Consider the following 25,387-nt stretch of genomic DNA (forward strand, 5'->3'; position numbering starts at 1 on the left):
AGTAAAATATGTTGAGTTTTAGCGGCCATCCGTTTAGTGGAGGCGTTCATCCGAAAGCTTACAAAGAGCTAACCAGTGATAAGAAAATTGACACGGGTTTCTGGCCTCGCAATGTATTTATGCCTTTGCAATTGCGCAATGGTGCGCGTTTAAAACCGCTGGTGGCAGTGGGTGAGCATGTCTATCGCGGTCAGAAAATCGCGGTTGGGCATACCGATATGGTGGCTCCGGTTCATTCGCCAGTGAATGGCATTGTTACTGCAATCACAGAGCATTTAACTACCCATCCTGCCAAAGTGAAGTGCGATACCATCATTATTCGTGCGAACGAAGATCGCCAATGGGGGAAACCCGCTTCCAGTGGCAGCATTACCAACCTTGATCCTGAAACTATTATCGAGCGAGTAAAAGAAGCAGGCATTGTTGGTTTAGGGGGAGCCGGTTTCCCAACCGCCGCTAAGCTGATGTTCGCACGCAAAGCCAAAGTGGAAACGCTCATTATCAATGGCGGTGAGTGCGAACCCTATCTCACCTGTGATGACCTCACAATGCAGACCTATCCTTCTGAAATCATCGCTGGAATAAAGTTAATGATGACAGCGAGTGGCGCTAGAGAAGCCATCGTTGGAATCGAAGACAATAAACGTGATGCCTTTGATGAAATGTTCCACGCCGCCAGTGCGGAGCCTGAGATTGAAATACGTATGGTGCCGAGTGTTTACCCTATGGGTTCAGAAAAACACATGATTAAAACTCTGACAGGGCATGAAGTGCCAGCCGGTGGTTTATCAACTCAAATTGGCATTCTGGTTAACAACATTGCGACGGCTCGTGCTGTTTATCACGCGGTGCGTTTTGAGCGTCCTCTGGTGTCGCGCATTGTGACCGTGTCAGGTAAGGGTATTGAGCAGCCATGCAATATCGATATACCCATCGGTACGCCAGTGAATGATGTGATCAACTATTGTGGTGGTTTAAGTGATAGTACCGAACGTTTGATCTTTGGTGGACCGATGATGGGACAAGTGATCCCGTCACTTCAGGCTGCGATAGATAAAACTGTCGGAGGCATTCTTGCTCTCACTGAAGATGAAGTCATTGATGAATACAAACATCAGGAGTGTATTCGCTGTGGTCAATGTGTACGTGCATGTCCGATGAATCTTATGCCGTTTCAAATGGCAGCATACACAAGAGTTTCTGACTTCAAACGTACTCAAGAGCTTGGGGTGCAAAATTGTCTCTCTTGTGGAGCATGCAGCTACGTTTGCCCATCTTCCATTCCTTTAGTGCAGTACTTTATGCACGCGAAAGGGGTGATTAATTCTAATGCTCAGCAAGAGAGAAAATCCGCTCAGGTCAAAGCACTTAATGAAGCGCGCAAGCAGCGTTTGCAAGCAGAAGCGATTGCTGTTGCTGCAGCAAAATCGGTGAAACGTCCTTCGCGTCCAGCTCGCGGGGCGGCATCTACTGAGCGTTCAAACTTAGCAATGGCTGAAGACAAACCGGCAAGACCAACAAGACCTACCAGAGTCGCTCGCAACCAAGTTGCTGATGCGGTTGAAGATACTGTGTCGTTAACTTCTGAGAAACCTGTTCGCCCTGCACGCCCACCCAGACCTCAACGTAAAACGAAGGAGGAGCAAGCATGATTAAATATGACGCAGCGATAGGGCCGTTTGCCCACAATGCGAACTCCAGTACTCGCATTATGTACACCGTGATTTTGACCTTGCTGCCAGCCTGCATTTTTGGCTTCTTTCAGTTTGGTTTAAACAGTGTGGCGTTAATGTTTGCAACCTGCGTTACTGCTGTGGTGGCGGAATGGCTCTGTTTGATGGCGATGAAAAAGAACCCCATTGCCTGTATGGATGGTTCGGCTTTGCTCACTGGTATCTTACTCTCGATGAGTCTGCCACCAACGTTTCCAGTGATGCTTGGGGTATTTGGTTCTGTTTTTGCCATTGCTTTGGGCAAACACATCTATGGCGGATTAGGGCAAAACCTTTTCAATCCGGCGATGTTAGCGCGCGTGATGTTGTTGATCTGTTTTCCTGTCGAAATGACGCTTTGGGCTGATCCAACACCGATCGATTTAAGCAATAACTTGGTTTCGGTTCCTGCTGCTTGGTTTCATTTTGATGGTGTGACTTCAGCCACTGCCCTCAGTACAGAGCGTACAGCACCTATCGCATTTCTTGACCTCTTGTTAGGAAAGCAATCAGGCAGTTTTGGTGAAACCAATGCACTCTTTATCTTGCTTGGCGGTGTGTATTTGCTCTACCGCCGTATCATCCACTGGGCGATTCCGGCCAGTTTTATGTTAGGTCTAGGAGCTCCAGCTCTTGCAGCGCACCTTATTTCGCCTGATACCTATCTGCCGTTTTGGATTCAATGGACCAGTGGTGGCGCAATGCTCGGCGCGTTCTACATCGCCACAGATCTGGTGACATCGCCAACCAGTGTTCGTGGTCAGATGCTGTACGGCTTGGGATGCGGATTCTTAGTCTGGCTAATTCGAACATTTGGCAGCTATCCCGAAGGCGTGGCGTTTGCGGTCTTGATGATGAACGCCGCCAGCCCGCTTATTGATTACTACATGCGCCCGAATGTGTTTGGCCGTCGTTCAGTGGTGGAGAAATCATCATGATGCAGCAGATTGAAAAATGGAAAGAACAGGTTGGTTATCAAGCGGGCTTGTTGGCGGTGACCTGTGGTTTGGCCGCAATATTTCTGGTGTCAACACAGTGGGTAACCCAACCATTAATTGAGCAGCGCATTGCTGAAGATCAGAATGCATTGCTCAACGAAGTGTTGGCCGGTCAAGAATACAGCAATGATGTGTTCGCCAGCGGAAAAGTCATTGAGTATCAAGGCACGCAGTTTGATTTGTTCCCTGTCGAGAACAGTCAACATAAGGTGATTAGCTGGGTTATTCGCGGGGTGCAAGACGGTTACAGCGGCCCCATCAGCTATTTGGTGGGAACTACACCAAAAGGTGAAATTCTCGGGGTGCGAATCATCAGCCACAGTGAAACACCTGGGCTGGGGGACAAGATCGAATTAGCGAAAAGCTCTTGGATTTTGAGCTTTGCTAAACGTTCGCTAGAAAACACACTGCTTTGGGCAGTGAAAAAAGATGGCGGTGACTTTGACCAGTTTAGCGGTGCAACGATAACCCCTCGTAGCGTAGTGAAAGGGGTTCATAAAGCGCTCCTCGCTTTGGCACAAGAACAGGAGGCAAACCATGAGTGATTGTTCTTCAAGTAGTAAGCCAAAAACTGAATACAAAAATATCATTCAACAAGGTCTGTGGAGTAACAACATCATCCTCAGCCAGTCGTTAGCGTTATGCCCACTGTTGGCAGTCACCAGCAGTGCCACGAACGGATTAGGTTTGGGGCTGGCGACCATGGTGGTGATGGTGCTCTCGAATGCCCTCAACTCCCTGGCAAAAGGCGTGATAAGTAAAGCGGTTCGGATTCCCGTTAACGTTATCATCATCGCGACTCTTGTGACCGTTATCGATGCTTTACTGAACGCCTATCTGCATCCACTGCATAAAGTGTTGGGGCTTTTTATTCCGCTCATCGTTACCAACTGCGCAATTTTAGGACGAGTAGAGTCCTATGCCAGTCGCTCTCCGTTAGTGCCTTCCATCATTGATGGTGTATTTATGGGTTTAGGTTTCACTTGGGTTCTGACCGTGCTAGGGGGCATCCGTGAAGTGGTCGGTAGCGGCACTTTATTTAGCAATGCGAGCTTGTTGCTCGGAAAGAGCTTTTCCTTTTTAGAAACCACCGTCATTCCTGATTACCACGGCTTGTTACTGGTGATTCTGCCGCCCGGCGGTTTCCTCGCATTAGGTTTAGTGTTGGCGTTGAAACAGAAACTGATGGCCGTTGTCGAGACAAGTCGCCTAGAAAAACTGGATGTTCAAGGAGAGCAAGGATGAAAGTGAGTGTGGTGTATGCCTTGCCAAGTGAGCAAGTGTGGCTGCCTGTAACGGTGGACGAACAGGCGACGGTGTTAAGTGCCATTCATGGTTCGAAGATTTTAGAAATGTATCCGAGTATTGCACTCGACAGCCAAAAGGTCGGCGTATTCGGCAAGATCACCACCCTCGATGCGCCATTAAAAAATGGTGACCGAGTGGAAATTTATCGACCTCTCATATGGAAACCGGAGGACGACGATGACGAAGATGATTGATGTCGTGTTTGTGACAATTTGTCGATTGTAAGGTTTTTATTATTTGTAACTGTTTGAAAATAAAGAGATGGAATTCGGAATGGCAATTGCAACAGTGATGATGAATACAAAATCACAGCAACTGTCAGGACATATTTTTCAAAGGAGTGATGTATGGCTAAAGTAGGCATTTTTTTTGGTACCGATACAGGTAGCACACGCAAAATGGCGAAGCTGATTCAAAAGCAACTGGGTGATGAGATTGCAGATAAACCAAAGAACATCAACCGAGTCGATGTGGATGAATTCACCAGCTATGAATGTTTGATTCTCGGTACACCGACACTAGGGCAAGGGCAACTACCGGGTTTGTCGACGGATTGCCAAGAGGAGAGCTGGGAAGAGTTTCTTCCTAAGTTCGCCGATATGGATCTGACGGGCAAAAAAGTTGCTCTATATGGCTTAGGTGATCAAGTGAGCTATAGCAATGAATTCGTAGATGCGCTTGGTGAACTCTATGATTACGTGGCTAACTGTGGCGCAGAAATGGTTGGATTCTGGCCAACGGAAGGTTACGAGTTCAACGCATCTAATGCCGTTGATGGTGATGACTTCGTGGGTTTGGTGATCGATAAGGATAACCAAGCGAGCCTAACAGATCAGCGTATCGCAGGCTGGGTAGAGCAGCTAACCTCTGAAATGGGTCTTTAACTCATTGTCGATGAAAAAATGATTGGGCAGTGATAAACAAACCTTGTGTGCCAAGGATGGCACGCTAGAGCCCCATGGAAGGGTTCATGCGTGTTTGTGTTTACTGCCTAATCAGTTAGTTAATAAAGTATTTCAATACCAGTTTCTTAACGGTGGCTGGTGCGTTCCCACATTACGCAGACTTACAGGCAGTCAGGATGTTTAGCTCTTAGTCTTTTGATGGAGCATTTAAACAAGAAAGCAGCCACCGTTAAGTTTTTTTATTGTCTCTTCGTGTTAGAATCCGCGGCTCAATTTAGAGCAGGCGAACAAAAGCTGTTCTATCTTTTTCGTAAATTAATCTTTTCAGAGTCGATTCATGTCATTTGCAAAACTAGGATTGAGTGAAGCACTGTCAAAAGCAGTGGCGGATCTTGGTTATCAGAAACCTACATCTATTCAAACCAAAGCCATTCCAGTGATTTTGCAAGGGCAGGATTTGATCGCCGCTGCACAAACAGGTACAGGTAAAACTGCCAGTTTTGTGCTACCAATATTGGAAAAGTTACAACGCGGAAAAACACAGAAGAAAAAACGTGTTCGTGCACTGATTTTGGTACCAACTCGTGAGCTGGCCATTCAGGTTGCAGACAAAGTAAAAGAGTACGGTCAGTTTACCGAGCTCACTTCGCTTGCGATGTACGGTGGCGTAGACGAAAAGGCGCAAAAACAGGCGTTGATTGATGGTGTTGATGTGCTGGTGGCGACACCGGGACGTCTTCTGGATATGTACGGTCAACGCGCGGTCTATTTCGAAGAAATCGAAATGCTGGTGCTGGATGAAGCTGACCGCATGTTAGACATGGGCTTTATCGAATCGATTAACAAAATCATCGACCGTGTGCCAAGAGATGCGCAGAGTTTACTCTTTTCTGCCACTTTGTCTCACAAGGTGCGTGACCTTGCTAAAACGGCAGTGAACGATCCGTATGAAATTTCGATTGCGGCGAATCAGGCTTCGAAGTCTAACATTGAACAGTGGTTAATCACCGTCGACAAAGACATGAAGTCAGCGCTACTCAGTCATCTGATAAAAGAAAATCAGTGGGATCAGGCTTTGATTTTCATTGAGACTAAACACGGTGCGGCCAAGCTGGTATCACAGCTAGAAAAGCGTGAAATCGCGGCTGAAGCGTTCCACAGTGGTCGCAGTCAGGAAGTGCGTACGCGCTTACTGGAAGATTTCAAAAACGGCAAAATTAAGTACCTAGTGGCGACGGGTGTGGCTGCGCGCGGTATCGACATTGAAGAGCTTTCACGAGTGGTGAATTATGATTTGCCATTCCCAGCAGACGAATACGTTCACCGCATTGGCCGTACTGGTCGTGCAAATGCTCGTGGTGAGGCGATTTCTTTCGTATCGAAAGACAACTTCAAGAATCTTTGCATGATTGAGAGCCGTTTAGGCCACCTGATTGAGCGTCGTGAAGTGGAAGGTTTCCAACCTCGTAAACCAGTACCTATCTCTATTCTGAACTATGTGCCTAAGCATAAGCGTCCTAAAGAGTAATTGTAATAGACGCTTAAGTTATGTTGAACGTCATCCCAGATAATATCTAATGTTGCTCTGGGATGATTTGAAAGTAGATAATATACCAGACTAAATTAATTTCAGCTTTAGATCCCAGCCATTTTCGGTGACCACTTTTATCAACTCTCTGTGTAATTCCGCGTTACTAAATCGAACCAAGTTTCCTGTTGAGTCCATGAGATAAGTTGCCGTTGATACATAACCAGATTGAGAACTCACAGAAAATGAAAAGTTGTTACACCCTATCAGCGAAGAGCTTGAAACTAGATGGTCTTTGAATCTAACTAAATGCTTACTATCATCGAACCATAGCTTCATATAGTACGTTTGTTGTATGTTTTGGCTCTGGGTTAGTGAGATAAAATCAGCATTCATATAGGGGGATGTTAACACTAAGAAATCATCATGGTGTTCAGCAGTTAACTTACAGTTTTTTAGATTCAGTTGCTTAATCTTTTCTACTAATTTGTCTTCGCTGAGCGGATTTTGGTGTAGAGCTTTAAACATGAATAGTTTGTTAGAAAGAAAAAACATCAGAGGGAAAAAGCCAATAACAAAAGCCAGTACCATCCCTACTAAATACTCTGTTGTCAGTGAGTCTTCTAACACGTTAGTAACTAAAAATGGTAACGAAAAATAACCAAGAATAATGACAAAACCGAGGAAAAATTTTTTTATCATTGATAAGCCTTTAAAGTGAGTTTATGGTTGGTAAAGGTTACGTCGGACGTACCTTAATTTATGGTTAGAATTATGTTTGTTTTTCAGGTGATATTGTCAGAATAAAGTATGGTTTTAGTGTTAATTATAGTCTTTTGTGTATGTGTTAGGTTTTGTCCATTGTCATCATCAGGTGCTATACGAAGGATCGTAAAGATCTAAAATCCAAATAGGCTAACTGAGTAAGTTCGATTATCGTTTGTCTGCTTCGTTTATTTAGATGTGCTCTGTAGCGGTCGGCGGCAGTTTTGATTTGAACTTTATAACTTTCGACCATTTGATTGGCATCATAGGCACGACAATCAACAAAATACCCAGCGCGGTTAGTAAGTCTGGAATTTCATCAAACCACATAATACCGAACCAAGTGACAAACACTAAGCCGGAGTATTCCGCTAATGCAATTCTGTTGGCTTCTACTTTCTTATAAGCAATAACAACCAGTGCGTGATAAGCCAATACCAATAGGTTGATAACGACAATCCAACCTAAGTGTACCCAGCTAATTTCAGACCAGCCAGGGATAGCCAGAACCAATGCTAGCGGTAGTGTCATTACGTTGGTCCAAAACAGTGTACTGATCAATGGCTGATTTTCCGGTAGACGGCGGATTAATATATTGCCCATCCCCATTGATAATGCGCAACCAAGTCCCGCTAAACCCGCCCAATGGAATTGCTCTGGGCGCAGTACCACTAACACGCCAATGAAACCGATGGACGTAGTAATGATCTGTTTCATTCCCGGACGTTCGCTCAATAGCAGCACAGAAAGCGGTAGCATCAAAATCGGACCAACATAAAAGATAGCGTTTGCCGTGGCGAGCGGAATGTAGGTAATCGTTATCATGGCGCACGCACTGCCGAGTAAGATCAACTGTGCTCGGGTGAATGCGATTTTACAGCGACCCTGATGACGCTGTTCTTTAGGTAGCCTCCACCATAATGGCAGTAACATCAGTGTACCGATCAGTTGGCGGATAAAAACGTATTGGAAAGTTGGAACTTCGCCATTGAGGATTTTTAACGATACATCTGAAAATGATGCAACAAGGTTCGCGAGCACTAGCAATAAAATAGCTCGCGTAATGGTGTTCGACATGAAAAAGGATGCCTGAGTAGTTAGCCAGTCACGGAAAGTGGCGCTATTGTAGAGGAAAGTTTGTAATTGAAAAGCTGTTTTAAATCTAAGTGAGTCGAGTTAATTCCAATGAACTCACTCGACTTAGAAGCTGTGGCTGAATTGCATGGCAAAGAGTAATGCATCAGAACGAGTGGTTGCTTCAATACGTGGAACAGCGACATGCTCCTCCAAATATTCTGTGATAGCGACATCTTCACCAATAAGATACGTCATACCGAAATCGATACTGGTATTGGCTGACCAATGATAGGTAGCTCCTGCTGATAGCCAGTGACGGTTTGAATCAGGGATCGAGATAGATTGCAGTTGATCGACCGGTGTTTTGTCGAACATATATCCTGTACGTAGTGCCCAGTTATCGGTTGCATACCAAGTTGCACCCAGAGAGTAGTGGTAAGAGTCCTGCCATTGGAACTCTTTTAACGCGGTATCATCTGCTTTAAGTGAGTCAAATCTAGACCAGCTAATCCATTGTACTGAGTAGTGCAGAGCAACGTCAGGTAGCACACGATGATATCCAGAGAACTCGGCGATATCTGGCAGCGGTATATAGAGATTATCGAATGTTTGGCCGACATAATGAATGTCACCTTGTGCTTCAATTTCTGGGCTGTATTTATAGCTCAAGCCAAAGCGGTTGTTGTCATTGACCTCATACATCATTCCAACGTTTGCACCCACACCAACACCTGAAGCTTCGACACTTAGCGCGTTACCTTGTACACCACTGCATCGTTCAGAAGTTCCTGAGCCGGGTACCGTTGCGCTTAAACAAACCTCCAAGCCCATATCGCGATATAGGGTCCCGATACCGTAAATCACATCAATACCACCACCAAAACTCAGGTGTTCATTCATTTTGTACCCCAAACTAATGCCAGCATTCATGCTGGTGACTTTGGTTGTACCACCAAACACTGCGGCAGCGTAGTCGGGTTCAAATTCGATGTCGGTGCCGAAATTGGAATAGGCTGACAGACCTAAATACCAGTCGTCGTTCAGGCGATGTATGTAATAAATATTAGGTACCACAGCTTGCTTACCGATACCTTCAACATCATCGACATCGGTGACGGTTGGGGACGCGTAAGGTGAGACCTCAAGAGATAAACTTGGATTGAAGAGAGTGCCGTTATTGACGGCATGTATATTTCCACCAATTTGCGCTGAATGGTATTGCGCATCTTTGATGGTTGAATCTGGACGAACATAAGTCAAACCCATAGACATGGCATCGCGTTTAAACAGCGTCATCGCTGCAACATTGCGACTGAGTACCGAAGCATTATCACCAATGACGGCATCGCCAGCGAAAGCTCGGCCTAGGCCTGTCGCCGAGTGTTCATTAACCTGAAATCCTGCCGCTCCAGCGCTCGCAGAGATCAAGCTTGCACATGTAATTGCTGACAGAGATGTAATCAGTGACGTTTTTTTCATTGGAGTAGTACCTCGAACAATTGGAGGCTGGATTTAATCCAATGAAAGTACGGAAACAGATCAGTCCAGTGGGTATTTGACGCCTTTCTGACGGGAGCTGACTTGTTATTTACACAACCGTGGATTTTGCGTAGGAATGGGCTGACTTACGCTCGCCAGTTTCTGTTTACTAATGAAATCAAAGAGTGACTCTACAAATTTGATGGTTTGTGTAAGAATGCCCCCCATCTATAGGATCGCTCGATCTTGGCAAAGTTTCTCACAATTAGAGTCTTTTAAGGCAGCATGATGGAATATTTAAGTAGTACCACTCTTATTGCTATGTTTCTGATATTTGTTGGTTCGTATGTTCAAACAGCAATAGGATTTGGTTTAGCCATTGTTGCAGCGCCACTTTTATTCTCGGTTTCACCTGATTACGTACCTGCCCCCATTGTTATTTGTGCGCTGTTTATCTCATTATTGAATGCCATTAAGCTACGTTCGGACATTTCAATTGGTGGATTGAAAATGGCACTGATTGGTCGTGTTCCCGGTTCAATCGCTGGTGGCTTTTTACTGGTAATGGTATCAAGCGATGTTCTGGCGTTGTGGCTGGGATTATTGGTGTGGTTTGCGGTGGTTGTGAGTTTGCTTCCATACCGTATCGAACCGACACCAGGACGAATGGTCGTCGCTGGCTTTTTCTCCGGCTTCTTCGGTACCAGCAGCTCTATTGGTGGTCCACCGATGGCGTTACTGTTACAACACCAAGAAGCGAATCAGTTACGCGGGAATCTTTCGGCTTTCTTTTTATTTAGTTCCATCATCTCATTGGCTATTCAAGTGCCAGCGGGATACCTCAACATGCATCATGTCATGTTGAGCATTCCTTTGTTACCTGCCGCCTGGTTAGGTTATGCGCTCGCTCGTAAGACAACCCATGCGTTACCTAAAGAGAAAATTCGAATCGGTGCATTAGCGCTTTGTTTGATCAGCGGTACTACCGCAATATGGCGTAGCTTTATGTGATATACCTTGGCAGTTCTCGATCTCTCAGGGGGAATTCATCTTCTGTTAAGGAAGGTTCAACAATACTCTTTTCATCAAACCTTATGGGAAAAAGCGGATTTATGCGCCAACCGCAAGTCTTTTCTTGCTGGCTCTAGTAGCATTAGCGGATTCAGCCATTTAGGTCTGAGATTTCTTTATTTTTAAATGAGTCGCTTATTAAAGCGTTGCTTCTTTAAGCTAAGTGGTTAAATCGTACTTAGTTGTTATTGGACACAGAAGCTTAGCAATTTGCGTCTCAAATCAGAGGTTTTAATGAGAACGATCGGTAATATTATTTGGTTTTTATGTGGCGGTGTCGTGATGGGACTGGCATGGTGGCTGGTTGGCCTACTTGCGTTTGTCAGCCTGGTTGGTATTCCATGGGGACGCGCATGTTTCGTTATCGGTACGTTCTCATTCTTCCCGTTTGGTAAAGAAGCGGTTTATCGCAACGAACTGACGTTCCGTGAAGATGTTGGTACTGGCATTTTAGGCAAGATAGGTAATGTTATTTGGTTCTTTCTTGCAGGTATCTGGTTGGCTATTGGTCACGTGCTGTCAGCGGTGGCGTGTTTTGTCACCATCATTGGGATTCCGTTCGCATTGCAACATCTGAAATTGGCAGTGATTTCACTGGCACCTATTGGCCAAACGATTGTGTCAAAAGAAGTGGCCTACGGTGCTAGATACGGTGGTCACCATTAATTTTTTATAGTCGTAATGGTTAGTTTGGTATCTGGGCGCTTAATACGCTTTGATACCAAACTGGCGCAATTTCTCAGGCAAGACATCATCCAACTGATGGACTTCATCTGCCGAAATCTCAATTAAATTGAATTCATGAGCAGCGTACAGCTGACGCGTTTTTTCCTGCTCTCTCAGAGAAACTTCACCACTGTCGGTTCCCCAATACTGAATGTAGACCTTACCTAATGGTAGGTAAAAGTCGCTCATCACTGGCTCTTCAATAGGCAGTGGACGTTGATATGCGTGCATCACGCCCGCCAGATAAAGCCAGTTATCAATGAGTAACTCACCTGTCGAACGTACGTAATGGCCGTCCAAGGTTCGGTGTTTGGCTTCGAACTTTTGGCGGAAACTGGAATAGGATTTATCCGTTGCGTGCGTTTGTGCGTCTTGCCCTAAGAACTCGACCACAGACTGACGCAGGTGGGGGTTGTGACGGATAGAGTCATGCCATACCACAAATTTTTGCTGAGATGATTTATCTTCACGTTGTTTCGCACCAACACGAATGCCTGACGGGGTGGCGATCCATCCTTCGTCTTCTTTTTTTATCCAACCCAGTTCGCTGAATAGTTGATTGACCTTTTTAGGATTGAGTTTGAAATACTCACCTACTTGGGTTGCGGTTAAGGTGTTACCGCCGGTGGCCATTAAGTCGATAAGTAAGTTTTCCGGCCAAACGACAAATTTGCCGAATTTAGGATGTTCAACGTATTCCCCACCGAATTTCGCGCCAAGATCGGTAAGCAGCCATTGACCTTCATGGCGACTGAGATAGCCTGCTTTAGATAGGTCAGAAAATAGCTGCTTCGCATCGACATTGCGAAGTTTGGCTAATGCAGAAGTGGAGAGTTTGTCGGACATAGCGCTTCCTTTCAGTGATTTAAGCCCATTCAATCAGCTTCAAGGCAAATGCTCAACTCTGTTATTCGCTACTAGTTTGAAACTGTGATTTACAATGTAAATGAGCGAGTTAACAAGGGAACTAGAGGCACAGTCTAGACTAGCGACGTTGGCAAGAGGTGCAGCCCCGACAGGCTGAACGCGTATGGGGATCTAACCTTCCACGCTGGACTTTACAATAAGCGTTCTTTAATGCACGTCTCGCGGCAAACCAATCATCGGGTTTTTGCATGATCACATAACCATTGAATATTTTTGTTACCTGTATGCGGTATTCGTTGATAAAACGGCTATCAAATTCGATTTCGAAATATTCGAGAGCCTGCTCGATAGAGGTAAAACTCGCGATAGTTTTAAGGATGTCTGGCTGGCTCATAGGTATAGTCGAGAGAGGAATTTGGAATCATGGTAAAAGAGTTTGCGTGAACATACTTTGATATTCGCTAAATCTAATGGCATCAAACTTTTATCTTCCGTATGTTGTTAATCATTCATTTAATCGCAGCATAATCTTCAACTTATTCTAAGTTAAGATTAACCAGTCAGTTCTGCTTTAAGGGTTAAAAATGTCTAAACAAGTAGTTATTCTGCTCCATGGGGTAGGAAGTAATGGTGAAGATTTAAGTACATTAGGGGATTTTTGGCATCCATTGCTGCCAAATACTCTGTTTTTATCGCCTAACGCGCCTTTTGCTTTTGATCAAGCCAACGTGGGTTATCAATGGTTCAGTCTTATTGGCGTTACAGCGGAAAATCGACCGCAGCGTATTGCCGAGGCGAGAAGGGCATTTGATAAGACGATTAAAGGTCTGCTTGCTGAAAACAACGTAGATTTCGCCACAGACAAAGTGGTGTTTGTCGGTTTTTCACAAGGCTCAATTATGTCGTTAGATGCATTGGTAAGTGCGCGTTACCCATTGGCTGGCGTGGTAGCATTTTCAGGGCGCCTTTCTTCTCCGCAGCCTTATGTAACCAATTCAGATACTCCGGTGTTGTTAATTCATGGTCAGAGCGACCCAGTAATTCCTTGGACTGAAAGCCAGAACGCGGCGAAGCTACTCAGCCAGTCAAACTTCAACGTTGAAGAGAGTTATGAGCCAGAGACAGAACATACGATCTCTTCTGAAGGCGCAATATTGGCAGCTCAGTTCATTCAACGGTGTTTTGCTTAGTTGGTTTGTTTGTGCCAATTAAGAGAGTCAGTAGAAACAAATGCGCCTTATTAGGGGTGATGTCTATCACAAAATCTGCTACTATTGCGCCAGTTTGAAAAGTTGGCTAATTGCCAACTTTTTTCTTGTTTACTACTTAGGAATTTTACGTGCTAACAACTGCAAACATCACCATGCAATTTGGCGATAAGCCATTATTTGAAAATATCTCGATCAAATTCGGTAATGGCAACCGTTACGGCCTTATTGGAGCGAATGGTTGTGGTAAATCAACATTCATGAAGATCTTAGGTGGTGAACTTGAACCATCTTCAGGCAACGTTTCTGTTGATCCTAACGAGCGTATGGCGAAACTGGGTCAGGATCAGTTCGCGTTCGAAAAATACACCGTAGTAGACACCGTTATCATGGGTCACAAAGAACTTTGGGCTGTGAAAGAAGAGCGTGACCATATTTACGCACTTCCAGAAATGTCTGATGAAGACGGTATGCGTGTAGGCGACCTAGAAACTGAATTCGCAGAGATGGATGGTTACTCAGCTGAAGCGCGTGCAGGAGAGTTGCTGCTTGGTCTGGGTATACCAGAAGAACAACATTTCGGTTTAATGAGTGAGATTGCACCGGGTCTAAAACTTCGTGTGTTATTGGCTCAGGTTCTATTTGCTGAACCAGAAGTTATGCTACTAGACGAACCAACCAACAACTTGGACATGCATACTATCGCGTGGTTGGAGCAGGTTCTGTTATCACGTAACTGCACAATGATCATCATTTCGCACGACCGTCACTTCCTAAATACTGTGTGTACTCACATGGCGGATTTAGACTACGGTGAACTGCGCCTATTCCACGGTAACTACGACGAATACATGATCGCCGCTGAACAAGCGCGTGATCGTCTGCATGCAGATAACGCGAAGAAGAAAGCTCAAATGGCGGAACTTCAAACCTTCGTAAGCCGCTTCTCTGCAAACGCATCGAAAGCAAAACAAGCAACTTCTCGTCAGAAGCAGCTAGACAAGATCCAACTTGAAGAAGTGAAACCTTCAAGCCGTCAGAACCCGTTTATCCGTTTTGAACAGGAAAAAGAGCTGTTCCGTAACGCGTTAGAAGTGACTGGTCTAAAACAAGGTTATGGCGACAACATCCTGTTCAATGACATTAACCTGATGGTTGAAGTGGGTGAGCGCATTGCGATCATCGGTGAAAACGGTATCGGTAAGTCGACACTGCTTAACACACTCGCGGGCGCTATGGCTCCGATGGACGGTGTGATTAAGTGGTCTGAAAACAACAATATCGGCTTCTATGCTCAGGATCATGCGCACGATTTCGAACAGGACATGAGCCTGCTTGACTGGATGGGTCAATGGAAAAAAGATGGTGACGATGAGCAAACAGTTCGCGGCATCCTAGGTCGTATGCTGTTCTCACAAAATGACATCAAGAAATCGGTAAAAGTGATTTCGGGTGGTGAGCAAGGTCGTATGTTGTTTGGTAAGTTGATCATGCAAAAACCAAACATCATGCTAATGGACGAACCGACCAACCACATGGATATGGAATCGATCGAGTCTTTGAACTTAGCACTAGAAAACTACAAAGGTACGCTACTGTTCGTTTCTCATGACCGTCAATTCGTATCGTCTATTGCTACGCGTATCATCGAAATCACTAAAGATGGCGTGAATGACTTCCACGGTACTTACGATGAGTACTTGGCGAAGCAAGGCTTAACGGGCTAATTCCTTAAGGATTAGACAGTCACAAGCATTATCGAAAGGGGACAGAGATTTATCTGTCCCCTTTTTTGTCTCTTTTTATCGTTGAGACTGTTCTTACCTCTCTGTTTGCGGTAGCATCTCCGGCCTTTTTTAAAGTTGGAGGCTTAAGATGTATATCGGTTTTGACTACGGTACCGCGAACTGCTCTGTGGCAAGTATGGATGGCAACGACCCAAAGTTGCATCTATTAGAGAAAGACAGTTTTTACATCCCTTCAACGTTAGCGGCTCCTACGCGTGATTCGGTGGCAGAACATCTGTTTCGTCATCGTGATCTTGCGCCTTTAGATGCTACAGGCGAGCAACGCCTTCGCCGCGCCATTGCGGCAAATCGTGAAGAAGATATTGATCTTCAGTTTGATGATGTGATGTTTGGTCAGGCTGCGCTTGATTTGTACTTATCAGACCCACACGAAGTCTATTATGTAAAATCTCCAAAATCTTTCCTTGGTGCTATGGGGCTGCGTGAAGCTCAGTTGGGTTTCTTCGAGGACTTAGTCTGCGCCATGATGGCGAACATCAAATCACAAGCGGAAAACAGCGCCCAGCAAGTGATTACAGATGCTGTGATTGGTCGTCCTGTCAACTTCCAAGGCCGAGGCGGTGAGGCTTCCAACTTACAAGCCGAAACGATCTTACGTCGTGCCTCGACCCGAGCGGGTTTTCGCCATATCGAATTTCAGTTTGAACCTGTTGCGGCAGGCTTAGAATATGAAGCGTCACTTACGGAAGACAAAACGGTATTGGTGGTGGATATCGGTGGTGGTACAACTGACTGTTCATTAATCAAAATGGGACCATCTTGGGCAGGCAAAGCCGACCGTAATGACAGCCTGATTGCGCACACTGGCCAGCGTATTGGTGGTAACGATCTTGATATTCATATGACGTTTAAGCAACTGATGCATCCTTTTGGTTTTGGCAGCAGAACGCTGTCAGGGCTGGAAATGCCACTGACTCAGTTCTGGAATCCAATTGCGATTAACGATGTGAGTGCTCAGGCGAAGTTTTTTGCCAAAGCGAACCTAAAAGATCTGAAACATCTGCACAAAGAAGCGGCCGAGCCTGAAAAGCTAGCGCGTTTGCTTTCGGTTTATCACGATACGTTGGGTTATAGCTTGGTGAAGAAAGCGGAAGAAGCGAAAATTGCGCTCTCTGATTCACAGGTGTTCACGGCGCAGCTTAAAGTGTTGTCAGAACTCATCGAAGTTGATATTCGCTTAGATGAAATGATTGAAGCGATCGAAGTGCCAAAAAGCAAAATGGTCGAACTGGTATCTGAAGCGGTAGCACTCGGCGGAACGAAACCAGATGTGATCTTTATGACGGGTGGTTCGGCTCGCTCGCCGATACTGCGCAGTGCGGTAGAACAAGTGCTGCCGAATATACCAGTGGTCAGTGGCAACTATTTTGGCTCGGTAACCGCTGGCCTTGCTCGTTGGGCAAAAGTCTGTTTCGAGTAATCAATGACGTCTTCTACTATAGATTTTCATGTCTAACAGCCTCTCTCTGAGGCTGTTTTTGTATTTTATCTATTTCATTGCAATAAGTTACCAGTCAGAGATATTGAAATTCTCTGCTCGTGTTTATGCCATCTGATTAGTATCATAGCGAAGTCTTATCCCTTAGAAGGAACAGAACTCGATGAGCAAAACTCGCATTCTAATCTCAGACTCCACTAACCCTTGGTTTAACTTAGCTGTAGAAGATACCATTTTTCGCTCTATGCCTTCTGACCAAAGGGTACTGTTTCTATGGCGTAATGCCGACACTGTGGTGATTGGTCGTGCACAAAACCCGTGGAGGGAGTGTAAGACAGATAGAATGGAGCAAGACGGTGTGAAGCTTGCTCGTCGTCAGACTGGCGGAGGCGCGGTATTTCATGACCTAGGTAATACCAACTTTACCTTTATGGCAGCAAAGCCAGAGTATGACAAAGAAATCTCGACCAATATTGTGCTGGGGGCTTTGGCTAAGTTGGGCATTAACGGGGTGGCAAATGGTCGCAATGATTTAGTGATTGAAGATGAAGCGGGTATTAAGAAGTTCTCGGGATCGGCATATCGAGAAACTTTAGACCGAGGATTTCATCACGGCACTTTGTTGCTTAGTGCTGATCTGAATCGCCTTTCAGATTACCTCAATCCCGATGAGAAAAAGTTGCAAGCGAAGGGGATTACTTCCGTTAAATCTCGTGTGATTAATCTCAATACGGTTAAGCCAGACATTAACCATGCTTTGGTGTGTGAAGCAATTATCGAAGCTTATCTAGAGTATTATGACGAGTCGGTTACTGCAGAGTGGATTTCACCGGAAAACTTTCACGATTTACCGACATTTAGTGAGAAATTCGCCGTCCAGCAGAGTTGGGATTGGAATTTCGGACAAACGCCACCGTTTACTCATCGCATGGATGAACGTTTCACATGGGGTGGCGTAGATGTGTACCTAGATGTAGAGAAGGGGAGTATCCTCGAAGCGAAAATCTTCAGCGATATGTTAGACCCACTTCCAATGGAACTGTTAGCGCAGGAGCTGGTGAAGCTGAGTTACAACAGATCAAGCATTGAGCCGTGTATTACTTCACTGGCTTTGCAAATGCCTCAATACTCAGAAGTGCTGAATGAGTTTAAACCGTGGTTTATCAATCAGATTGATTAGCGTGTAGGGTTTAAAATTCAAGGGTAAAAGATGAAAACCGAGCCTAGCAGCTCGGTTTTTCGTTACTCTTCAGGATAGTCCCGGCGTTGGTTGTGCTTATCTTGTTGAACCTGCCAGTGTTCGTTTGGGTCATAGGCTTCATCACATAAATCGATGGTGAATCCCATATCCTGAACTTCTTTTAAAGTGAGGTTATCTGCCAGTTGAGTGACCTGCCCAGTTTTATTTCGTAATTCCATATACCCTCCTATTGTGCATTCTAGGAATAGAGCAGCAACGAGTTAAGTATAGGCGAAAGTGGCCCTTTTAGAGTGAACTGTGGATTTTATTACAGAGTGCTTCCGCTAGCTGATGGCTGGCTAGATTGCGCTCGATGACGGATGTGGCAAGAGAGCCTTTCTCCACAACGCTTATCCAGTCATTGATCATGTGTGCAAAGCCTTTGCTTTCTAACATTGGAGTCCAGTCTTTGAGTGACAATGACGCTTGTTGGTTCTCCGTCCAGCGTTTACCTGAAACGAAGGAGTCAAATTCATACGCTTCATTAACCAAATGAGCCTGTACGCGCTCGCCAGTGATGCCATACTGACGGTTCATTGATGCCTGCAATAGTGTTTCGCCGTGCTGCCACTGCACATCAATACGTGCTAACTGGTTTCCAGACATGTGATGCGAGACATACACATCTTGCAGATCGGCTTTTGCGAATAGGTTAACGCTGTCTAAAGGGTGGATAAAATCATCAAAAATAAAGGTTCGAATATCACCCGTTAAGTTGTAGCGATGTTTTTCCCAACGTAGCACTCGTAAGTTGTCGAGAGTGCCCAGATGTAACCCCGACAGATGTTGATTAAAAAGCGGAATATGTCGGCGATTAAAACCGACATATAACGGCTGATTGTGTTTTTGAGCTAATTCGTAAAGTGCTTCGCATGCTTGAGCACTGTCAGCGAGTGGCTTATCTACAAACGTAGGAATACCATGGCTAAGAAAGTAGCTTGCGATTTCCGGATGGACGGCTGTTGCAGCATGGATCATCACCGCGTCCACATTAAAGCCAAGCAACTCTTTGTAATCACGACAGTACGATGAAACTCGGTATTGGTTTGCGAGTGTCTTAAGTGAGTGTTCACTACGAGTACAAAATACGAGTTCGATGTCGGGAATGGATGTGATTACAGGGAGATAGGCCTTTTGCGCGATATCACCTAGGCCAACAATACCGATTTTCATTGCACGTTCTCATTTAACGAATATTGGTCAGAAGGCTAACATGCTGATGAAAAAACGGTAGTGCCATGATTTAAAAGTGGGAATGCTAGGGCATTAACTTTAGACAAATGTTTAAAAAGGACTCTCTTTATTGAGGTCGTTGCATATTTCAATAATCGCTAAAGATAAACCTGATTTAATCATGCGCTGCTGGCGTTGAAGCTGCAAATGGTAAAAGTCGAGGTCGATGTCTAAGTCTGGATCTACGGTATCAAAAGGAACCATTCCTGACTTTTTCACTAGGTTCAGTTCTTTAATTTGCGAAACGATGTTTGGATCGGTAAAAGTGTACTCAGAACCGTCTTTGTTCAGTAGATTACGAATTTTTATAAAGCACTCAATATCATGGTAGACATCATCTGCAACAACGCCTAAACCATAAAGCAGTTTAAGTCTGACTGAACGATTTCCTAATGGGCCGGTGTCTTGCAGAAGAGGGCCGACTACAGATTGAACAGCGAAATTATCTTTACGAAAAATCCTTTCCATCAGGTCGTTTATGGCATCACTGAATATGTCTACGGCAGCAATGAAATAACCACGAACGGATGGTGCATCATTCAATCGTTCTAATATTTCAGTTTCGTTAATTGTGTTTACCATATAATGTTCTAATCGAATTTTGGGCTAGAGGGCTGAAAGCCAGCCCTCTAAAGTTGTCGCTTTATATAAAGTTCATTCTCTGTTTAGAGCTGAGAGTATAAAGCTTCAATTTGCTGTATTTCTTTGCAGTTCTCATTCAATCCAGTGTAATGCGCTAGAGTCTTTTTCACGCCAACTTCTTGAAGAGATGCTTGTAGTTCTACTGCTTGTGGGTCGCTATCATTGGTGTATTTCAATGCAGCCGCCACGCCTTTAAGCAGAGTACCATTTGCTACGTTGTACTCAATAGTACCTAGCAAAGGTTTAATGAGTCGATCATTTGGTCCCAATTTTCTTATTGGTTGGCGACCAACGCGATCCACTTCGTCAACAAGGTAAGGATTTGCAAAACGACCTAGAATCTTTTCGATATAGGCTGCGTGTTTTTCTCTTTCAAACCCGTAACGATTAATCAGTACTTCACCGCTTTCTTCCATCGCTTGTTTCACTTCGCTACGAATAGCTGGGTCTTCGATGGCTTCACGGATCGTTTTATGGCCTGCAATGTTGCCTAAATAAGCCGTCACACAGTGACCCGTATTCAGGGTAAACAGCTTACGCTCTACAAACGCCATTAGGTTGTCTGTGCATTCCATGCCCGGAATGTTAGGAATGTCGCCTTTGAATTGCGTCTCGTCGACAATCCACTCGCTGAATGTTTCTACGGTAACGGCTAGCGGGTCGGTTTCCCCATCTTCCGCTGGAGGAACGATACGGTCTACCGCTGAGTCAACAAAGCCAACAAACTGCTCTACCTGTTTCTTCACATCTTCAGCAAGAAGTTCAAATACCGCTTCTTTTAATTGAGTGGTACCACGAACCATGTTTTCACAGGCAATAATGTTTAGAGGCGAAGTCTTACCGCTATTGACTCTTTTTTCAAGCCCCTGAGCCAATGTTTTTGCAATGATTCTTAAAACTGTAGGTCCAACCGCAGTCGTAATAATGTCTGCTTCTTCAATACAGTCGACTACCGCTGGATCATTAGAATTAATAGCAGTGACACCGGTTACAATCTCTGTAACGCAATCAGCGCCTACTACTTTTACAGGATATTCTTTTCGTTCAATCAGTGCATTTACAACCACTTGATTGACGTCTGTGAATGTAACGTGAATGTTTGCGTCTGCGAGTAACTTACCAATAAAACCGCGGCCAATATTGCCGGCACCAAAATGCAACGCTTTCATAACATACCTTCCAAAAATTCAAATTTAAAAGAAGGCCAGTCGGGGGGGACCGGCCTTAAGTTCATCGTGTAGGAGCATGGCTCAAAACGCTAATTAGCCATTCAATATACGAAGAACATCACCAGGGTTAGTTGTGGTCTTCAAACACTCGATAGCTTCTTCGTCATCAAGTGAGTTGGTGATAGCAGTGATAACTTGAATATGTTCATCACCTTGCGCAGCAATACCGATAACTAACTTCGCCACATCGTCTTCGTCTTCACCCCACTGAACACCTTCAGGGAATTGGCAAAAGACGATGCCGGTTTTCTTAACGTACTGTTTAGTTTCGATAGTTCCGTGAGGAACAGCGATGGACTCACCCAGATATGTAGACACCAATTGCTCTCGCGCTAGCATGCCGTCGACATACTCAGGTGCTACATTGCCTAGTCTTACAAGTTGTTCACCAGCAAACTTGATCACCTCTTCTTTGCTCTTCGGAGTTAAGCCCAAGAAGATGTTTTCATTGGATAGCTTTAGTGTTTTATCTTCACTAGAGTTAGTGTTTGCTGGTGCTTCAGGCTTTTTTAGTGCGCCCTCTTTAGCCGCGGTAAGTTCTGCAACCAAGTTGTCGTACAAAGCGTTATCAAGGAAGTTTGATAGCGAAATGTGCTTCGCATTAGCCGCATGCTTACGTGCACGGTCAGTAAGATCTCGGTGAGTGACAACGATATCTACATCGTTTGGAAGGTTGTTAATTGCTAAGTTTGTTACTTCGATGTCTAGATTTGCAGCATCAACTTTCTTACGTAGCAAGCTCGCACCCATTGCGCTTGAACCCATACCTGCGTCACAAGCTACGATGATTTTACGAACGGCGCCCATATTGATGTTTGCAGCAGCAGGCTCTTGACCTTTAGAAGACGCTTTCATGTCTTGCATTTGGCTAGTTGCTTGCTCTAGAGAATCGTCATCTTCAGTTGTTTGCTTCTGAGTTTTCATCAGTAGTGATGCAACAAAGAATGAAACAGCCGCTGAACAGATTACTGATAGGATAACGCCAGTGAATGCAGATTTTGGTGTCATCAGTAGAACTGCGAAGATAGAACCAGGAGATGCTGGAGACACCAGACCTGAACTAAACATTACGTTAGTGAATACACCAGTCATACCACCTGCCATTACAGCAAGGATAAGACGAGGGTTCATCAATACATATGGGAAGTAAATTTCGTGGATACCACCGAAGAAGTGGATGATCGATGCACCAGCCGCAGACTGTTTAGCACTACCTTTACCGAATACCATGTAAGCGATAAGTAGACCCATACCCGGACCAGGGTTTGCTTCGATAAGGAAGAAGATTGATTTACCCAGTTCTTCAGACTGTTGGATACCAAGTGGGGTGAAGATACCGTGGTTGATTGCGTTGTTCAGGAATAGAATCTTCGCAGGTTCAACAAAGATTGAAGTCAGAGGTAGAAGACCATTTTCAACCAGTACGTGTACGCCACCAGCCAGAGCAGTAGATAATACTTTAACTGAAGGACCGATAACTAAGTATGCGATGATCGCACAGATCATACCGATGATACCTGCAGAGAAGTTATTCACCAGCATTTCGAAGCCGCTTTTCACTTTACCGTGAACAGCATGGTCGAATTTTTTGATAGCAAGTGCACCAAGAGGACCGGCAATCATTGCACCCATAAACATTGGGATGTCAGTACCAACAATGACACCCATAGTGGTTACTGCACCAACAACTGCACCACGATCGCCTGCAACCATTTTACCACCGGTATAACCGATAAGTAGTGGTAGCAAGTAAGTGATCATAGGACCTACCATGCTGGATAGTGTTTCATTTGGAATCCAGCCAGTTGGAATAAATAGTGCTGTAATAAAACCCCAAGCGATAAATGCGCCGATGTTCGGCATTACCATATTGGAAAGGAATCGGCCAAAATTTTGTACCTTGACCTTTGCTTCTGGTGATAACATAAGTTTACCCCGTTCGATGTTCTGATTAGTTTTGTTGTAGTAACGGTTCGCCAAAACCGCTGATTGAATAACACTCAATAAATCTACCACACAATTTCTAGTTGGCTCTGAGAACGGGGTTTTTGTGATCAACCAATCATAATTGATGCCCTTCAAATAATTTCTTTGTGATCTCCTTCATTTTTCTACTATGTAATTTTGTTACAAATTGTTTAATTGAAAAATGTCAATTGATATTTAATGTTTCATATCACGTTTTAATTAAAAAAACATTTTTATAAATATAGATCAAAATCACAAATACATTAAATTAAATACTTTCTTGGAATTTTAAGGTGACAAATCTCACACTTATTAATTTATTTCGCACTTTGAAATAAATTAATAAATAATTAATGAGATATTTGTAATTTAGATACAGAACTTTCGTTGAGCTAAAGGTGACCAAAAGTTGGCTTTTGGTTTTTTCTTATTGTTAGTAAAACGGACAAGTTTGAAGGTCACTTCGGTGTTGGATTATCACCTCTTTTGTCAGTTTGTTTTGTTCAACTAGAAAGCAATTAGCTGTAGGCCGACAAGGGGCTCAATGAAGAGCTCTGATTTGCTTGTGGGTAGAATCTTATTATTTAGATCCTCTAATTGGCATCATTGTGCATGAACATAAGTAAAGTCTAAATCAAATCAGTCACTTAGTTTCATATCTACTCTCGTTTCCCGAATTATTAATAAGCAGGGAATGTCGCTCAGAAGTGTGAATTGGAAGCAACTACGGTAACCAAGTGGTTTAGCCAGTGGCATTTCCTTGCTAGAATTCCGCCACTTTCAATAGGGACACTAGAATTTGTGAATGAAAGAGAACGTAATAGTTTCCGTTTCGTCTATTAACGGAACACGGCATTTCCATCTCGGGAAGCTCTATCGGTACTGCTTGAAAGGTGTTGGTTATTTGCTTCTTGCCAGTGTACTTGCCACGGGGGCATTTATTTATAAGCTGGTCAACGATGCTTATTTTGCTCGCTTAAAGCAGATTGAGTTGGAAAATAAGTCACTAACGCTGTCTGAGGAAGTTTCTTCTCTCAAAAATTTAAAAGAGAGTTTAGAGGGTGACTTACTGGAGCGAGAAGAAAAAATACAGCTTGTGTCAGATAAGCTAGGTGACCTTGAGAAAGTACTCGGAATGGGAGATACATCTTCCGAATTGGAGTCTCGTTTAGATACGGCTGCAATTACATCGTCAGTCAGGATGGTGATGTTGACTCAAATTCCAAGCGGTTCTCCCGTACAAAAAGGACGTATTTCGTCTAGTTATGGTAAAAGGGTTCATCCAGTTACCGGTAAGACTGCGTTCCATAGAGGACAAGATTTCGCGGTAAATACTGGCACGCCAATATATGCGCCAGCAGATGGTGTTGTAGAAATTACCCGTAAGAGTAATCAAGGCTCTGGCAACTTTCTGCGTTTATTGCATATGCATGGGTTTAGCAGTTCATTTTCACATTTAAAAAAGTTCGCAGTTAAAAGTGGCGACTTTGTACAAAAAGGTGACTTGATAGCATATTCGGGTAACAGTGGTCTTTCTTCAGGGCCACATTTACATTATGAAATTCGATTCGTCGGTCGTTCATTAGACCCTAAGCCTTTTGTTCATTGGGGGATAAATAACTTTGAGACGATATTTAGTGAGGTTAAAGGTATTCGATGGGAATCTTTGGTAAATCAAGTCGAGCTAAGAGTCAGCACTCAGCTACCACTCTCATTGCAAAGGGCTGCTCAATCAACGGAAAATTCCGGGTAGAAAGCAATATGCAAGTGGATGGCACAGTTGAAGGTGAAATTCACGTGGATAAAACTTTGATCATTAGCGAATCAGGTCGTGCTATTGGCGAAATATTTGCCCAGCATCTTGTTATTAACGGTGAGTTTGAAGGGACATGCCACGCGGCTAAGATAGAAATACTTAAACGCGGTAAAGTTACCGGTACAATCTACAGCGATGATTTAAGTATCGAGCAGGGTGGCCGCTTCAATGGCGTTACGCATCCGGCAGAGAACAGCGCTGATAACAAGTCAGTGGTTGAACTCGCAGATAAGGTAAAAGAAGTGAAAGCTCAAGAGACTAAGGTTCAAGAGATGAAAGATCACGAACCTAAAGTCGCTGCGAAGAAGTAATGATTTAAAGTGATAAAAAATCCGCCCATTGAGGCGGATTTTTTTGAACGGCGAGTAA

25 protein-coding genes are annotated in these 25,387 nt (G+C 44.3%); 15 read left to right on the top strand and 10 right to left on the bottom strand.

Going from position 1 to position 25,387, the window contains the following annotated elements; translation table 11 throughout:
- The first annotated feature begins 8 nt into the window (after positions 1-8).
- From rsxC to HUO09_RS07310, 7 genes are all read left to right on the top strand, one after another.
- Positions 9-1,652, top strand: coding sequence for an electron transport complex subunit RsxC (rsxC, locus tag HUO09_RS07280; protein ID WP_188233500.1), 1,644 nt, complete (start codon positions 9-11; stop codon positions 1,650-1,652).
- Positions 1,649-2,650, top strand: a complete 1,002-nt coding sequence (locus HUO09_RS07285; protein ID WP_188233501.1) for an RnfABCDGE type electron transport complex subunit D — start codon at positions 1,649-1,651, stop codon at positions 2,648-2,650. Before rsxC ends, HUO09_RS07285 begins: the two co-directional genes overlap by 4 nt.
- Complete coding sequence (locus HUO09_RS07290; protein ID WP_188233502.1) at positions 2,647-3,255, top strand: RnfABCDGE type electron transport complex subunit G; 609 nt, start codon at positions 2,647-2,649, stop codon at positions 3,253-3,255. The genes HUO09_RS07285 and HUO09_RS07290 overlap by 4 nt, the downstream gene beginning before the upstream one ends.
- On the top strand, positions 3,248-3,955 hold the full coding sequence (locus HUO09_RS07295; protein WP_167410229.1) for an electron transport complex subunit E: 708 nt from the start codon (positions 3,248-3,250) through the stop codon (positions 3,953-3,955). Before HUO09_RS07290 ends, HUO09_RS07295 begins: the two co-directional genes overlap by 8 nt.
- Entirely contained in the window at positions 3,952-4,212 is a 261-nt protein-coding gene (locus HUO09_RS07300; protein WP_188233503.1) for an RnfH family protein, read from the top strand. The genes HUO09_RS07295 and HUO09_RS07300 overlap by 4 nt, the downstream gene beginning before the upstream one ends.
- Before the next feature lie 153 nt (positions 4,213-4,365).
- The gene (locus HUO09_RS07305; RefSeq protein WP_188233504.1) at positions 4,366-4,902 is read left to right on the top strand and encodes a flavodoxin; all 537 of its coding nucleotides are present in this window, start codon (positions 4,366-4,368) and stop codon (positions 4,900-4,902) included.
- A gap of 358 nt (positions 4,903-5,260) precedes the next feature.
- A complete protein-coding gene (locus HUO09_RS07310) occupies positions 5,261-6,451 on the top strand; it encodes a DEAD/DEAH box helicase (RefSeq protein WP_167410232.1) in 1,191 nt (396 codons plus the stop codon).
- Positions 6,452-6,541: 90 nt separating this feature from the next.
- Here the strand turns inward: HUO09_RS07310 and HUO09_RS07315 are convergent, their stop codons facing one another.
- The 3 genes from HUO09_RS07315 to HUO09_RS07325 form a co-directional block, all read right to left on the bottom strand.
- Positions 6,542-7,153, bottom strand: coding sequence for a hypothetical protein (locus tag HUO09_RS07315; RefSeq protein ID WP_167410233.1), 612 nt, complete (start codon positions 7,151-7,153; stop codon positions 6,542-6,544).
- 255 nt (positions 7,154-7,408) lie between these two features.
- On the bottom strand, positions 7,409-8,293 hold the full coding sequence (locus tag HUO09_RS07320; RefSeq protein ID WP_188233505.1) for a DMT family transporter: 885 nt from the start codon (positions 8,291-8,293) through the stop codon (positions 7,409-7,411).
- 123 nt (positions 8,294-8,416) lie between these two features.
- Positions 8,417-9,772: an OmpP1/FadL family transporter gene (locus HUO09_RS07325; RefSeq protein WP_188233506.1), complete on the bottom strand. Its 1,356-nt coding sequence runs from the start codon at positions 9,770-9,772 to the stop codon at positions 8,417-8,419.
- Positions 9,773-10,060: 288 nt separating this feature from the next.
- Here HUO09_RS07325 and HUO09_RS07330 point away from each other — a divergent pair, with 288 nt between their 5' ends.
- Together HUO09_RS07330 and HUO09_RS07335 are read left to right on the top strand one after the other, a co-directional pair.
- The gene (locus HUO09_RS07330; RefSeq protein ID WP_167410236.1) at positions 10,061-10,783 is read left to right on the top strand and encodes a sulfite exporter TauE/SafE family protein; all 723 of its coding nucleotides are present in this window, start codon (positions 10,061-10,063) and stop codon (positions 10,781-10,783) included.
- Between the two features lie 294 nt (positions 10,784-11,077).
- A complete protein-coding gene (locus tag HUO09_RS07335; protein ID WP_188233507.1) occupies positions 11,078-11,509 on the top strand; it encodes a YccF domain-containing protein in 432 nt (143 codons plus the stop codon).
- Positions 11,510-11,548: 39 nt separating this feature from the next.
- On the opposite strand, the gene HUO09_RS07340 is transcribed toward HUO09_RS07335, so the two are convergent.
- The gene (locus HUO09_RS07340; RefSeq protein WP_167410238.1) at positions 11,549-12,415 is read right to left on the bottom strand and encodes a glycerol kinase; all 867 of its coding nucleotides are present in this window, start codon (positions 12,413-12,415) and stop codon (positions 11,549-11,551) included.
- A gap of 139 nt (positions 12,416-12,554) precedes the next feature.
- Positions 12,555-12,830, bottom strand: a complete 276-nt coding sequence (locus tag HUO09_RS07345; RefSeq protein ID WP_188233508.1) for a nitrogenase-stabilizing/protective protein NifW — start codon at positions 12,828-12,830, stop codon at positions 12,555-12,557.
- A gap of 190 nt (positions 12,831-13,020) precedes the next feature.
- Between HUO09_RS07345 and HUO09_RS07350 the strand changes: the two genes are divergently transcribed.
- The 4 genes from HUO09_RS07350 to HUO09_RS07365 all read left to right on the top strand — a co-directional run bounded on the left by HUO09_RS07350 (position 13,021) and on the right by HUO09_RS07365 (position 18,070).
- On the top strand, positions 13,021-13,626 hold the full coding sequence (locus HUO09_RS07350; protein ID WP_188233509.1) for an alpha/beta hydrolase: 606 nt from the start codon (positions 13,021-13,023) through the stop codon (positions 13,624-13,626).
- A gap of 149 nt (positions 13,627-13,775) precedes the next feature.
- Complete coding sequence (locus HUO09_RS07355; protein WP_167410241.1) at positions 13,776-15,371, top strand: ABC-F family ATPase; 1,596 nt, start codon at positions 13,776-13,778, stop codon at positions 15,369-15,371.
- Positions 15,372-15,519: 148 nt separating this feature from the next.
- Positions 15,520-16,872, top strand: a complete 1,353-nt coding sequence (gene yegD, locus HUO09_RS07360; protein ID WP_188233510.1) for a molecular chaperone — start codon at positions 15,520-15,522, stop codon at positions 16,870-16,872.
- Positions 16,873-17,053: 181 nt separating this feature from the next.
- Complete coding sequence (locus HUO09_RS07365) at positions 17,054-18,070, top strand: lipoate--protein ligase (protein ID WP_188233511.1); 1,017 nt, start codon at positions 17,054-17,056, stop codon at positions 18,068-18,070.
- A gap of 62 nt (positions 18,071-18,132) precedes the next feature.
- On the opposite strand, the gene HUO09_RS07370 is transcribed toward HUO09_RS07365, so the two are convergent.
- The 5 genes from HUO09_RS07370 to HUO09_RS07390 all read right to left on the bottom strand — a co-directional run bounded on the left by HUO09_RS07370 (position 18,133) and on the right by HUO09_RS07390 (position 23,160).
- Positions 18,133-18,309, bottom strand: coding sequence for a hypothetical protein (locus HUO09_RS07370; protein WP_167410244.1), 177 nt, complete (start codon positions 18,307-18,309; stop codon positions 18,133-18,135).
- Positions 18,310-18,376: 67 nt separating this feature from the next.
- The gene (locus HUO09_RS07375) at positions 18,377-19,303 is read right to left on the bottom strand and encodes a Gfo/Idh/MocA family protein (protein WP_188233512.1); all 927 of its coding nucleotides are present in this window, start codon (positions 19,301-19,303) and stop codon (positions 18,377-18,379) included.
- Between the two features lie 111 nt (positions 19,304-19,414).
- Positions 19,415-19,945: an MltR family transcriptional regulator gene (locus tag HUO09_RS07380; RefSeq protein WP_188233513.1), complete on the bottom strand. Its 531-nt coding sequence runs from the start codon at positions 19,943-19,945 to the stop codon at positions 19,415-19,417.
- 83 nt (positions 19,946-20,028) lie between these two features.
- Positions 20,029-21,174 (bottom strand): mannitol-1-phosphate 5-dehydrogenase, encoded by a 1,146-nt coding sequence (locus tag HUO09_RS07385; protein WP_188233514.1) that lies wholly within the window; start codon positions 21,172-21,174, stop codon positions 20,029-20,031.
- Positions 21,175-21,267: 93 nt separating this feature from the next.
- Positions 21,268-23,160, bottom strand: a complete 1,893-nt coding sequence (locus HUO09_RS07390; protein ID WP_167410341.1) for a PTS mannitol transporter subunit IICBA — start codon at positions 23,158-23,160, stop codon at positions 21,268-21,270.
- An 847-nt stretch (positions 23,161-24,007) separates the two neighbouring features.
- On the opposite strand from HUO09_RS07390, the gene HUO09_RS07395 reads away from it, so the two are divergent.
- Complete coding sequence (locus HUO09_RS07395) at positions 24,008-24,955, top strand: peptidoglycan DD-metalloendopeptidase family protein (RefSeq protein ID WP_167410248.1); 948 nt, start codon at positions 24,008-24,010, stop codon at positions 24,953-24,955.
- An 8-nt stretch (positions 24,956-24,963) separates the two neighbouring features.
- Positions 24,964-25,329: a polymer-forming cytoskeletal protein gene (locus tag HUO09_RS07400; protein ID WP_254869174.1), complete on the top strand. Its 366-nt coding sequence runs from the start codon at positions 24,964-24,966 to the stop codon at positions 25,327-25,329.
- Positions 25,330-25,387: the final 58 nt, after the last annotated feature.

The sequence above is a fragment of the Vibrio sp. Y2-5 genome (assembly GCF_014596725.1).
Classification (GTDB): domain Bacteria; phylum Pseudomonadota; class Gammaproteobacteria; order Enterobacterales; family Vibrionaceae; genus Vibrio.